At 58.3% G+C, this 12,132-nt stretch carries 12 protein-coding genes and 1 tRNA gene; 8 read left to right on the top strand and 5 right to left on the bottom strand.

Annotated elements, in window-relative coordinates; all coding sequences use genetic code 11:
* Positions 1 to 131: 131 nt before the first annotated feature.
* Positions 132 to 824 carry a hypothetical protein gene (locus EPN96_11475; GenBank protein ID TAL15891.1) on the bottom strand — a complete coding sequence of 231 codons (693 nt, stop codon included), beginning with the start codon at positions 822 to 824 and terminating at the stop codon, positions 132 to 134.
* A 248-nt stretch (positions 825 to 1,072) separates the two neighbouring features.
* Here EPN96_11475 and EPN96_11470 point away from each other — a divergent pair, with 248 nt between their 5' ends.
* Both EPN96_11470 and EPN96_11465 read left to right on the top strand, forming a co-directional pair.
* Positions 1,073 to 1,570: a MerR family transcriptional regulator gene (locus EPN96_11470; protein TAL15890.1), complete on the top strand. Its 498-nt coding sequence runs from the start codon at positions 1,073 to 1,075 to the stop codon at positions 1,568 to 1,570.
* A 23-nt stretch (positions 1,571 to 1,593) separates the two neighbouring features.
* Entirely contained in the window at positions 1,594 to 1,971 is a 378-nt protein-coding gene (locus tag EPN96_11465; protein TAL15889.1) for a PilZ domain-containing protein, read from the top strand.
* 98 nt (positions 1,972 to 2,069) lie between these two features.
* Here the strand turns inward: EPN96_11465 and EPN96_11460 are convergent, their stop codons facing one another.
* From EPN96_11460 to EPN96_11445, 4 genes are all read right to left on the bottom strand, one after another.
* The gene (locus tag EPN96_11460; GenBank protein TAL15888.1) at positions 2,070 to 3,116 is read right to left on the bottom strand and encodes a hypothetical protein; all 1,047 of its coding nucleotides are present in this window, start codon (positions 3,114 to 3,116) and stop codon (positions 2,070 to 2,072) included.
* Positions 3,117 to 3,128: 12 nt separating this feature from the next.
* The gene (locus tag EPN96_11455; protein TAL15887.1) at positions 3,129 to 3,917 is read right to left on the bottom strand and encodes a hypothetical protein; all 789 of its coding nucleotides are present in this window, start codon (positions 3,915 to 3,917) and stop codon (positions 3,129 to 3,131) included.
* Between the two features lie 43 nt (positions 3,918 to 3,960).
* A complete protein-coding gene (gene ligA, locus EPN96_11450) occupies positions 3,961 to 6,024 on the bottom strand; it encodes an NAD-dependent DNA ligase LigA (protein TAL15893.1) in 2,064 nt (687 codons plus the stop codon).
* A 79-nt stretch (positions 6,025 to 6,103) separates the two neighbouring features.
* Positions 6,104 to 6,451 carry a PilZ domain-containing protein gene (locus EPN96_11445; protein TAL15886.1) on the bottom strand — a complete coding sequence of 116 codons (348 nt, stop codon included), beginning with the start codon at positions 6,449 to 6,451 and terminating at the stop codon, positions 6,104 to 6,106.
* A gap of 138 nt (positions 6,452 to 6,589) precedes the next feature.
* Here EPN96_11445 and EPN96_11440 point away from each other — a divergent pair, with 138 nt between their 5' ends.
* The 6 genes from EPN96_11440 to EPN96_11415 all read left to right on the top strand — a co-directional run bounded on the left by EPN96_11440 (position 6,590) and on the right by EPN96_11415 (position 11,887).
* On the top strand, positions 6,590 to 7,471 hold the full coding sequence (locus EPN96_11440; protein TAL15885.1) for a DUF111 family protein: 882 nt from the start codon (positions 6,590 to 6,592) through the stop codon (positions 7,469 to 7,471).
* A gap of 176 nt (positions 7,472 to 7,647) precedes the next feature.
* Positions 7,648 to 8,337 (top strand): JAB domain-containing protein, encoded by a 690-nt coding sequence (locus tag EPN96_11435; GenBank protein TAL15884.1) that lies wholly within the window; start codon positions 7,648 to 7,650, stop codon positions 8,335 to 8,337.
* 24 nt (positions 8,338 to 8,361) lie between these two features.
* On the top strand, positions 8,362 to 9,780 hold the full coding sequence (locus EPN96_11430; protein TAL15883.1) for a VCBS repeat-containing protein: 1,419 nt from the start codon (positions 8,362 to 8,364) through the stop codon (positions 9,778 to 9,780).
* A gap of 195 nt (positions 9,781 to 9,975) precedes the next feature.
* Positions 9,976 to 10,052 (top strand) — tRNA-Met (locus EPN96_11425).
* Positions 10,053 to 10,231: 179 nt separating this feature from the next.
* Positions 10,232 to 11,413: a DUF4102 domain-containing protein gene (locus tag EPN96_11420; protein ID TAL15882.1), complete on the top strand. Its 1,182-nt coding sequence runs from the start codon at positions 10,232 to 10,234 to the stop codon at positions 11,411 to 11,413.
* A gap of 114 nt (positions 11,414 to 11,527) precedes the next feature.
* On the top strand, positions 11,528 to 11,887 hold the full coding sequence (locus tag EPN96_11415; GenBank protein ID TAL15881.1) for a hypothetical protein: 360 nt from the start codon (positions 11,528 to 11,530) through the stop codon (positions 11,885 to 11,887).
* Positions 11,888 to 12,132 lie beyond the last annotated feature (245 nt).

The raw sequence follows: 12,132 nt of genomic DNA, 5'->3' as shown, positions 1-12,132 counted from the left end.
TTTGCCGCTCATCAATCGCAAAACCTCGACGTAGAACAACTACGCCTGCGGTTTTACTCAATCTTCGCGACAAAATCGCTCTCAAAATCCGGCGCGATTTCCGAAAGGCCTATTTACGGATAAGCCCTGAATCACTTTTTCGCGGCGGCGGGGTTCTCTATGAAGGGCTGCCCGGCTTTGACTATCATCTTGCCCCGATGGACCTTGACCACCATTTTGTCCCCCTCGCACTCCCACCGCTTGTCCTTGCTGGAGCCGCGAAAGTCCAGGGTGATGGTGCGCGATCTGGCCGCGTCGCGGCTGACCGAAGTCTGGCCGGAAAAGAATTCGTAGGTGACGGAGGAACGGAAATCCGAAACATTTATGAACCTGCCGATAGCCTCTATGCCGGGAGCCATCGCAAACTCAGCCGTCTCGCCCTCCGAGACGGTTTTTTCGTCCATCGGCTCAAGCTCCCCGGTGAGGCTGCCCGCGCCGGTGAAAACCCGGACGGCGACCCCGTCGGCTTCCCCCGCCGAGTAGACCATGACAGCGGGCACGCCGCTTTTCAGGACTTCTTTTTCCGCCAGCGCCGTCTTGTCTTTTACCGGTATGGCGAGCACCACTCCTCCGCGGTTTCCGCCGTCGAAGGTAAGTTTCAGCGCCTGCCCCTGCACGAGCCCGGCGCGGAATACCTCCCCGGCGAAAACCTCGCGCTTGAAGGGCGGGACGAGAAGCGGCGCACCGGAAGATTCCAGCGCCCACTCGTCCAGAGCCCAGAGGCGGGGAGTTGCCAAAAGGATCATTGCCAGAAAAAGAAAGCTTGCGACCCCTCTTTTGCCCAATTGCGCTCTCCTCCAATGAAATAAAAATTCAACCGCCGATTGTCGGTTATTCGGGATGGATTGGCAAGAGGCGATAATTAAATTCTTTTTTGAGCAGCCGCACCTTTCCTCCCGCGCAGATGCAGAAAAACGTCACGAGCCCAACTAGTCGGTGAAAATAAACGCAAAACCACCAGATTTTGTGTCTTGTCAAATTTTAGTTTACGTATATAAACTAAAATAGAAAAAACGCTTATAGCGGGTGACTAATTTTGACAGTAAAAACCACGGGTGTGAAAAACGGTAAAGAAGAGGGCTTTGCGCGCCCTCAAAAAGGGGTTGCGGGAAGCTTCGGAGCCGGGGAGGTCCAGAGGTTTACGGGAATCAGCCGTATAACTCTGCACGTCTGGGACAAAAGCGGTTTTTTGCGGCCCGCCCTTTCGCGTGGAGGCAAGGGCACGGGTAACCGCAGGAAGTATTCCTTCGCCGACATCGTCGCCCTCCGGGTGATAAAAAAACTCCGTCTGGAGGGGGTTTCTCTCCGGGCGCTCAGGAAAGTCGCGAAATACCTCCGGGAGCGGGAGGGGCTCGAAAATCCCTTCGCCCAGAGGGTTCTCGCCGTAAGCGGCCCGGACGTGGTTATGGTCAGCCCGGAAGAGGTCGTTTCAGTGCTTAAAAGGCCCGGGCAGCACTACCTGCTTTTGAAGCTCGATATTGAGGACGAGGCCAGAAGGCTTACGGAAGAAATTAAAAGCTCCGCAGCCTGAGGAAGATTTTCCGGAGGTTTCAAATGGAAGAAAAAGCCAGGGAAGGCAATAGAGAACCGAGGCTTTACGAGTCTCACCCGATGCTGGTGCGGCGCGAGAGCGACGGTCTCGAAGGGCTCGTCAAAACAGGCGATATAAGCACCGGCGGCTGCACCTTCGAGAGCCTGCAGCCGCTTGAAGGAAAAACGCGGCTGGAAATATTGCTGAACCTCGACGGCAGGGTTCTGAAGATACGGGGCGAGGTCGTCCGCAGCGAAACGAACGAGGAGAGGGGCTACACGGTGGCCGTGCGCTTCATCGGCATGGAAGCGCGCACACGTAAGATGCTCGCCTCCCTGATGGAACTGGAAGGGCTCATTAAAAAGGTTCACCCGGAAAGGGGGTGCAAGGCGGCCGCGTAAAGACGCTCGTCTGACTCCCGGTTTGTATTCCCGGCTCTGTTCGGGGGCGGGTGACGGAAGCGCCGTCGCCCGCCGGTATTTCGCCCCGCCAAAATCCCTCAGTCGTTCGGTCCCGTCCTGGCGAGATAGCCATATAATGCCCAGAAAGTCCCCAGAGTAAGTATCAGCGCCCCGAGAAGGACAAGCTGGATGCCGGGGTCGCGGTGGACGCTGAAGACAGCCTCCTCGGTCTCCGAAATCCCTTCCAGAGTGAGGTTGTCGTCGCCGAACTTCGCGGTGCGAAGCGAAGGCGCAAGTCCCAGATAGCCGGTCATGAAGCTTTTATCCCCTTCGCCTGAGAGGGTCAGAAAGACTCCGGGGCCCACCCATTTCCCCCAGCGTCCCCCTTCCTGCAAAAAGCCCCGTATCGAAAGATAAAGTCCGTCGCGGATCTTCGCCTTCATTCCCTGTCCGAGTTCTAACTGCCCGCCTCCCTCCACCGAGACCTTTACCCTCGCGCCGGTGGAGTTCCCATTGGGGTAAACTACGGTCGAGCCGTTTATCAGGGGGTGGTTCAGCCTCGCCGTCCCCTCTTTCAGCACAGCGCCGTTCGCATCCATGAGGGTGAGGGCGCTGGCGGTGTCGAGGTCGTTGCCCCGCTGATCGCGGGTGACGGAGATGTCGTTCACCTTGAGACGCAGGCCGAGGGCGGCGATTTCGGTCTCCATCCCTTCCCCCAGCGAGATGTTCTGGACCCTCGTCCCCCAGCCGCTCCCCAGCACGTATCCCGCGAAGACCAGCAGAAAGCCGAGGTGGACGAGCACCTCGCCCATCCCCCTGTACCTCTTCCTCCGGCGGAAAAACCAGTTGGCGGTGCAGAGAAGTAGGCTGAGGACCATGAGCCAGGTAAGCCCGGCCAGAATATAGACCCAGAGAGAACCCGGCCAGAGCTGGGGGGCGCTCTCCCTCAGCCACTGGCTGAAGGGAACCGAATCCATCTTCATCCAGAACTGCGGGTCCGCCTTGAAGGCCCGAAGCGACCCCAGACCGAGATCGAGGCACCAGGCGATGGAGATAAAGACGAAAGCGGTGGGGCTGACGAGAAGATCCCACAAAAAGAGCGCTCCGCGCGCGGCGGGGTTTTTTTCAGAGAATTGATCTGCCATCACTGCACCGTCTTACTTGAGGGGATGGGAGGCTTCGTCGAAAATGAGACTCAGCCCGAGAAAGGTGAAGAGAGTAAGGGCGAAGCCCGCTATGGCGAGAAGGTCCAGGGGCCTCCCCTGCCACCCCGGCTTGTTTCGCACGTGAAGGACTCCGGAGTAGTAGAACCACAGTATCGTCGACCAGAGCCCCTTCAGCCTCCAGGTGAAATAGCTCCCCCACGCCAGATAGGCCCAGAGACTCCCGGCGATCATGCACCAGGAAAAGAGGATGTAGCCTAGGTAGAGGCATTCGTCGAGCATCCGGCGCTCCATCCCGTGTTCCGAGGCGGAGAGGCTGGCGATGCGGTAGACGGAGACAATCGCAGCGACCCCGAAAAGCCCGTAAGCGGCGAAGGAGGTGGCCACGTGGAGGAAAAAGAGCGGGGTGTCGAGCGCCGGGGTGAGGGGAGCCAGCGCCATCTGCCCCGCGCCGCCCTTCCAGAGGGCGATCAGGGCCAGCAGCGCGGAGGCCGGAAGAAGCGGTTTCCCCCCGTAGCGAAAGAGGAAGTAAACGGTGATTCCCATAACGAAGATGGAGAGAAAGTGAAGGGTCGAAAAGAGCCCCGTCACCGGCAGAAACCCCGCTACGAACCAGCGCACCGCCAAGAGGAGCACCTGCGCGAAGAGGCCCGCCAGGGCCGCTCCTGTCGCCAGCCGGTCGATGATCTTAACCTTTACCCGTAAGTTTACGAGGGCGAAGGTGAAGGCGGCTGTGTAGAGGGCCATCGCCGCGTAATGAGTTAAGAGAGTGAAGTTGTCCATCAAGAGTTACCGCCTGAAAAAGATTGTCAACAAGTCTGGAAAATCAAAAGAGCGACCCCTGCGCGGGGGGCTTTCCGGCATTAGCGGCCCCGGAACCCGCAAACGCCACGGGCGCGGGCTTTTTCGCCCCGGCCAGCAGCGACGCGAACTCCTCCTCTGAGAGTATCGGTACTCCCAGTTCCCGGGCAGCCTTCGCCTTGGAGCCGGGGTCTTCTCCGACCACCACGTAGGAGGTCTTCGAGGAGACCGAAGAGGATACCTTTGCCCCCAGCCTTTTCAGGCTCTCCTTCGCCTCCTCGCGGGTCATCCTTGCGAGGGAGCCGGTCAGCACGAAGGTCATTCCCGCCAGGGGCGAGGCTTCGCCGCCGTAGGAGAGGGGGGCGGGGTTCACCCCGAGAGACTGCATCTTGCGGATAGAGGCTACGTTCTTTTCGTCGGAGAAGAACTCGACTATCGAGGAGGCCACCTCCGGGCCGATCTCCTCTATGTCGAGAAGGCTTTCCTTCGTAGCGCCTATAATGGCTTCGAGAGTCCCGAGGCGGGTTGCGAGGGCGTGGGCGGTGGCCTCGCCGACGTGGCGGATGCCCAGCGCGTTCAAAAAGCGCGCGAGGTCGCGCCCCTTGGCCTCCTCGATGGCGTTTACGAGGTTCTCCGCGCTCTTTTGCCCCATTCTTTCGAGGGAGGCGAGAGTCTCTTTGTCGAGCTTGAAGATGTCCGCCACGTCGCGGACGATCTTTTGCTCCACGAGCTGCTCGATCAGCTTTACCCCGAAGCCGTCGATGTCCATAGCCCTGCGCGAGACGAAATTGCGCAGCCGCCCCTTTATCTGCGCCGGGCAGTCCAGCCCCTCGCAGCGGTAGACAACCTCGCCCTCGGGCCTCACCACGTGGGAGCCGCATTCGGGGCAGGCTTTCGGCATCACGAAGGGGCGCTCGGAGCCGTCGCGCTTTTCGGTGAGCGGGCGGACTACCTCGGGAATCACGTCTCCCGCGCGCTGGAGGACGACGGTGTCTCCTATCAGCACCCCCTTGCGCTCGATCTCGTCCATGTTGTGAAGGGTCGCGCGGCTGACCACCACCCCGCCGACCTGCACCGGCATAAGGTGCGCGACGGGGGTTATCGCCCCGGTCCTTCCCACGCTGGGGACTATGTCGAGTATGCGGGTCACCGCCTGCACGGGCTTGAACTTGTAGGCTATAGCCCAGCGGGGGGAGCGGGACTTCTCGCCGAGGCGGGTTTGCAGCGCGAGGTCGTTGACCTTTATTACGCAGCCGTCAATCTCGAAGGGGAGTTTTTCGCGCAGCCTTTCGATGCTGTTACAGAATTCCGCCACTGCCTCTATGCCTTTGACGGTCTTGCGGTTCTCGCTTATCCTGAACCCCCAGGAGGAGATGATATCCATCGCCTCCTCCTGCGTGGAAGGGGTCTCCCCTTCGAGGCGGCCGATACCGTAGGCGAAGAAAGAGAGCTTACGCTCGGCGGTGATCTTGCTGTCGAGCTGGCGCACCGAACCGGCGGCGGCGTTGCGGGGGTTGGCGAAGGGGGGAAGGCCCCGGTCTTCCTGCATGGCGTTGAGGCTCCGAAAATCCTCCGTGAGCATCACCACCTCTCCCCGCACGTCCACGAGAGGCGGAGGGTTTCCGCTGAGTCTGAGCGGTATCGAGCGCACGGTGCGGAGGTTCGCCGTGACCTCCTCGCCGGTGACGCCGTCGCCGCGCGTCGAGCCCCGGACGAAAGTCGCGCCCTCGTAGGTCAGCTCGACCGCGAGTCCGTCGAACTTCGGCTCGCAGGAGTAGACCAGATCCTCCTCCATGCCGAGGAATTTCTTGATCCTCTGGTCGAAATCGGCGAGTTCCTCCAGCGACATCGCGTTTTCCAGGCCGAGCATGGGCGAGGGGTGGAGTGCCTGCACAAATTCGGCCAGGGGGGGCGCGCCTACGCGCAGGGTGGGTGAATCGGGAGTGCGCAGAGAGGGATATTTCTCTTCGAGGCGCTGGAGTTCGAGGAAGAGCTCGTCGAACCGGGCGTCGGAGATCTCCGGTGCGTCGAGGACGTGATAGAGGTAATTGTGGCGGTTTATCTCCGCTTTGAGAGCTTCTGCGCGCAGGAGTGTCTCTTCGGTAGGCCCGGACACAATTCACCTCTGACGTTACGGATAATTGGAGAGTATCGGGGAGTAGTATAGCTTAATGGATATTTTTTGAGATAATTTTTGAGATGGCGTCGCGGGCGTACAGGCCGAAATCGAAGAAAGCGACCCCGGTCTCCACCATGCCCTCCGAGCCCGCTTCTTCCTGGACGTAGGCGACGCGCCCGGAGGCCCTCACGAGGCCGTAACCGGTTTCGAGAAGCATGTATACGAGGGAGTTTTTGCCGAACTTTCGCCTGCCGGTGAAGCAAAGGCCGCCGTAGCTCAGATCGCGCACCTTTCCGGCCACGAGGGGAGCGTTCTCCTCGGCGGTTTCGCGGATCCACACGTTGGCCTTCACCTTTGCGCGGCGCGGTTCACGTCTTTTTTCACTGCTTCGTTCCATTTAAAAACTCCCAAGCGGTTACGGCGGGTTTATATAATCCGATTGCCGGTCAACGCAACCACTTTCTTGAGGCGGCAGCATTTTTTTCTGTGGCGCAAGGGCCGCCTTTTGATAGGCTCTCGTTAAAGAGAGGTCAGCATGGGAAAGGTGGTGCATTTCAGATTGTCCGGCGGGTTCTCCCTGAAGGGGATAGCCGAAGGTCTGTCGGCCCTCGGCGGGTCGCCGGTTAGCGGGGGTAATTCGCCCTCCGGCGGAGCGTACGACGAAATCGCCGCAAAGGCGGGGATTACCCTCTCCCCGGAGGAAAAAACGGCTATCTCCCATGCCCTTTCCTCACTGCAAAGTCTCGGCGGACTCACGGCGACCCGAAGCCTTTTCCCCCTCCCCCCCGGCGGCGAACCCACCCTTGCCCGGCTTCTCGCCGGTAGCGAGGTGGGAGGGAGGGCCGGTCCTATGGACGTTGCCGGGGTGGTTTTTCTTCTCTCGGCGACGAAGCATGACGAAACCCCCTCCTTCGTCCTCGAAAGGGCGGCGGGAAAAGCGCCAGTCGTCTACCTCGGACGGAGCGTGGAAGAGACGGAAAGCCTTTCGGTGCTGGAAGCCAACATAGACGACCTTTCGCCGGAGATAATGGCCGTGCTCATCGGCTGCTGCCTCGACGCCGGAGCCTTGGACGCCTGGATTGCTCCGATTATCATGAAAAAGGGCCGCCCGGCCTTTCTTCTCGGAGCCCTTTGCAGGCCCGGCGAGGCTGACTCCGTCCGCAGGACTATCTTTTTAAACTCCTCGGCGCTTGGGGTGAGGGAGACGAAGACCCGAAGGACTGCGCTGGAGCGCTTCTACGAGACGGCGAAGACCCCGTGGGGAGAGGTGCGGGTGAAGGTGGCGAAGCTGGAAGGGAAAATCGTCAACAGAGCGCCGGAATTCGAGGACGCGGCCAGACTCTCGCGCGAAGCCGGGGTTCCCGTGAAAGAGATAATGGCCTTCGCCCTGGCCTGCAGCGAAAGGGAGTTGAAATAACTTAAATAACAGGTCTTAGAGAGGCTGTTCAAAAACGTCGCGAGAAACACGTTTACAAGGAGACGCGCAGCGAGAAGCGAGACATAACCGGGTGTTAGGCGAGCTTCGAGCGAGCACGCGACGCAGGAAACGGGGCTCGCAGCAGTTTTTGGCAGCCTTAAAAAAGGGGGGATAAAATGAAAGAAGAAAGCCGCACCATACTTTCCTGGCCCGGCGAGGAGCGGCCCAGGGAAAAACTGCTGGCGATGGGGCCGGGCGCGCTTTGCCCGGCGGAACTCCTGGCTATACTGATACGCACCGGGAGCGGCGGGGGGCGCACCGCGGTTGACGTAGGCCGCGATCTCTGGAAGCTCGGCGGCGAGAGCTGGGAGGGGCTTTTGAAGCTTACGGCGGCCGAGATCGCGGCGGTAAAGGGGATGGGGCTCGCCAAGGCCGCCTCGATACTCGCCTCCCTTGAGATATCGAGGCGGGTGGGCGACATTCCCCTTCGCAACGGCAGCGCGATAGCTGACGGCCGCGACGTTTACCGCCACTTCGCGGGGAAGCTCTCCTACCTCGAAAAAGAGAATTTCTACTGCCTTCTTCTGGACACGAAAAACCGGGTTCTTCGGGAAGAGCGGATAAGCGAGGGAACCCTGAACGAATCCCTGGTCCACCCGAGAGAGGCTTTCCGGGCCGCGGTAAGGGAGGGGGCGGCGGGCGTCGTCTTCGTCCACAACCACCCCAGCGGCGACCCCTCGCCGAGCCGGGAAGACGTGGAGCTGACCTCGCGGCTGATGGAAGCCGGGAAATTATTGGGAATAAGATTTCTTGACCATGTCATAGTGGCGCGATCAGGGTATTATAGTTTCGCCAAGGGAAAGTAAATTCGTAAATATGCGGATGGAAAAATGAAAACGTTTCGCTATCTGATGTCAATCCTCGCGGTTCTCTTTGTCGCGGCGAGCGCCAGCGCCCTCGTCGTCCGCATAGAGTCGGTGGACGTCTACAACAGCCCCGAGGTGGCTACCCTCGGCGGCGGGCTCCAGTCCCTCATTGCCAGCAGGGTCGCCGACAGCAACATAGAGGTCAGAACCACCGCCGACCCCGCCATCAAGCCCGACTGGCTCATAAAGACCACGATAACCCAGCTTGGCGGGGTTTACAGCGTAGATGCGGCTCTGGTTCACGCCGAGGGGAAAATCTCCGGCGAGAGGGCCTTCGAGACGGTGAGCTCCTCCGAAAAGCTGATGGAAGCTCTCGGAAAGGTCTCCGAAAAGCTTAAAAAGAAGCTTCTGGCGGAGGCAAGCGTTTCTCCGGGGATAGCGGCGGCGGAAGCCGCAGCGCAAAAACGGCCCGGCGCCGAGCTTCTTTCCGACTACAAGGTGGAGGGAGAGATAAAGGGAGAGGTTTTGTCGCTTGTCTCCGTGGATGCCGATGACGACAGCGACACCGAGCTGCTCGCCCTCGTAAGGGGAAACATACTCGTCCTCCTGAAGACCAGGCCGGTATTGTCGGAAATATGGAGGCGCAAGCTCGACAGCAATTTCTACGGTCAGTACGCCTCCGCCGGAGATTACGACGGCGACGGAAAGCTTGAGATATTCGTTGCGGGCAATTTTGAAGACAACGTCTACACCCAGGCCTTCAGGCTGGACGGCGACGAGCCAAAGCCCGTAGGCGAGCGGGTGTGGGGGTTTCTGCGCTACGCTGACCGCCCCGAGAAGGGGAAGATTCTCTACGGGCTTCCCTCGAAGGGCGCACCCGAGATCTTCGACCCCAATCTCTATTACTACAACTGGAACGGCAAGGAATTTAACCGCGGCGAGAAGATACCCACCCCCGACGCGGTGCCGCCGATAAACGTCGAATGGATACGCTCAACCTCCGGAGCGGTCCACCTGGCCCTCACCGATACCGCGGGCCGCCTTCGCATCTACGATCCGGAGATGAAAAAGCTCTACAGCTCCGAGGATTTCGTAAAGGGCGGCAGGGTCTACTTTGAGGGCGACCAGAGCGCCGAAAAAGGCGGAGAGCTGCCCCAGAGCTGGGAGATAAACACCCCCTCGGTAGAGCACGGCGGACTTCTCTATCTTCACGACAACATAGAAGGGGCGAGGTACACCAGGGCCAAAGCCTACGACAACGGCTCGATAGCCGCGTACCGCTGGGACGGCGTAACCCTCAGGAAAATCGCCGAGAGCCCAAAATTCACCGGCTACTTTACCGCCATAACCCTCGGCCTTCACGACAAACGGATCTACGGGGCGCTGATAAAGACCACCGGAGTGCTGACCAAGGAATACACGACCCAGATAATCGGTTTCTGATTGTTTGAAAACTGCTGCGAGCCCCGCCTTCTTCGTCGCGTGCTCGCTCGCCGCTCGCCGTATTGACTCATACTGTCTCGCGACTCGCTGTGCGGCTCCTCGACTCCGGGGCTTCTCGCGACGTTTTCTAATTGGGCGCTTGCGTAAACGCGCTTGACAGGAACGCCCCGTTTCATATAAAAAACGCAACTCCCCGGCGGTGTAGCTCAGCTGGTTAGAGCATGCGGCTCATATCCGCAGTGTCCGGAGTTCAAGTCTCTGCACCGCCACCAATAGCTAATCCGGCAACGTCCGGTAAGATACGAAAGGCCCTGAAAACTCAGGGCCTTTTTCTTTGTCCTTGTCCTAACGCTTCCTAGAAAATATAATGGAATCCTAAGTTTTTGGGGGTATATTTCCGACAAAATACCCCCAAAGATTTTCGCGTACCCCCAAAACGGAGGAAAAGCCCATGCCTAAAAGGATTACGGCGCTATCTGACGTGCAGGTGCGAAACGCCAAACCCCAGGAAAAGGACGTAAAGTTATTTGATGGGGGAGGGCTGTTTTTGCTCGTCACTCCTACTGGCGGGAAGCTATGGAGATTTAAATACAGTTTTGGGGGTATGAGCAAATTGCTTGCCCTTGGCATATACCCCCAAATATCCCTTGCAGAAGCTCGCCAGAGGCGCGAGGACGCGAAGAAATTACTCGCCAATGGTGTTAACCCCGGCGCTGTAAAAAAGGCTCAAAAAGCGGCAGGGGAAAACGGACGCGCAAACAGCTTTGAAGTCGTGGCCCGCGAATGGCATGAAAAATTCAAAGACTCGTGGGCTGCAAGCCACGCTCACGCCATAATTACCCGCCTGGAAAAAAATGTTTTCCCCTGGCTTGGTGATCGTCCCATAGCTGAAATCGAAGCTCCCGAAGTGCTGGCGGTCTTGCGGCGCATGGAAGACCGTGGAGCGGTCGATACCGCCAGAAGAATGAAAATTGTAAGCGGCCAGGTCTTTCCGCTATGCGGTCGCAACAGGCCGTGCAAAACGCGACCCGACGCACGATCTCAAAGGCGCTTTAAAACCTCCCTCTACAACTCACATGGCCGCCCTTACGAATCCCGAGGACGTGGGCGCGCTGATGCGGTCGATTTACGACTACAAAGGCTCATTTGTTGTGAAGAGCGCCCTTGGGATGCGGAAAAGCTGTTGGTCGAAGACTGCATGAGGCTGGATATTTCGCGTCTTATGCGGAAGAACCAGATCAAAACACTGGGAATTTACGGAGGCACTCTGACCTGGACAAGCGGCTCTTCGATCAGCGTGACCTTGAAAAACCTTAATCCACATCAAGCCTCTATGACCCTCTCCTACACCATAACAAATGGCTGGACGGGCGAGAAAACCCCGATTGAGCAAACCATCCGACTCGAATACACCCTACCCAACTTCGGCGGAAAGCGATGGTGGGCAAGGTGCCAACTCTGGAAAAATGGCCGCTATTGCGGAAGGCGCGTTTCAAAGCTCTACCTTCCCTCCGGCGGCCATTACTTCGGTTGCCGCACCTGTTACGGCCTCGTCTATCAGTCCAGCAGGGATAGCCACAAGTACGATGGGCTTTACGGGGTTATTGGAGCGAATTTAGGCGTTACGGTTTAACAGGTGAAAGCGTCGCTGAAAGGTCTTTAAAGGCTTTGACAGAACCCCGAACACGCGCTAGAGAAAGAGGGCCATATATATTCTCCGCCTGTGAAGGGGGTGTAAATAGAGCCGATGATAAGCGACGAAAATTTGGAAAGCTTTATCGAGTTTATTATTTACTGCGGGGTCGCTAAAGACTACGAGATGGCCGGTGGGCTTATGAAGATTCTGGCCGAAAAAATGGAAGAGCAAAAACCTTTTACCCCGGCAGACGATTCCTTTTTCCAAAAAAAACAATTCAAAGAATTGGGTCTTGATTATCCCGGAATAAAAGCCAGGTATCTAGGGCTGGATAATCTTGCCGCCAACCTCAGCGTGTTTCCCGATGGATCGGATAACAAGCGGCGTGTCCTTGCGGCTATAAACAAAAAGAACTCGCTTCGCTCAGGAAAGACGACGAGGCAACGAGGGATAGCGACGAAACCACGATAAAGACAATCAGGATCAGCGACGAAGTCATGCAGCTTCTGATACGCAATTCGATAAATGCCAGCTTGGCTGGCTCGAAGGTGAACAGGCGATATTTCATAAAAAGGATAGAGGCGCTTGCACAGGGCAAAGATTTCCCCCTGCCAGAACCCGTTAGCCCTCCCGCCTCACAAAACGATAAGATCGAAGCTAACCGCTGAAATTCTCCCCTCCGGTTGACCCCGCTGGCGTTTGTGCATATCATCGGC

Source organism: bacterium, from assembly GCA_004322275.1.
Taxonomy (GTDB): Bacteria; Desulfobacterota; Deferrisomatia; order Deferrisomatales; family BM512; genus SCTA01.
Note: the sequence above shows the minus strand (reverse complement) of the source record. Positions and strands in the feature narration are given on the sequence as shown.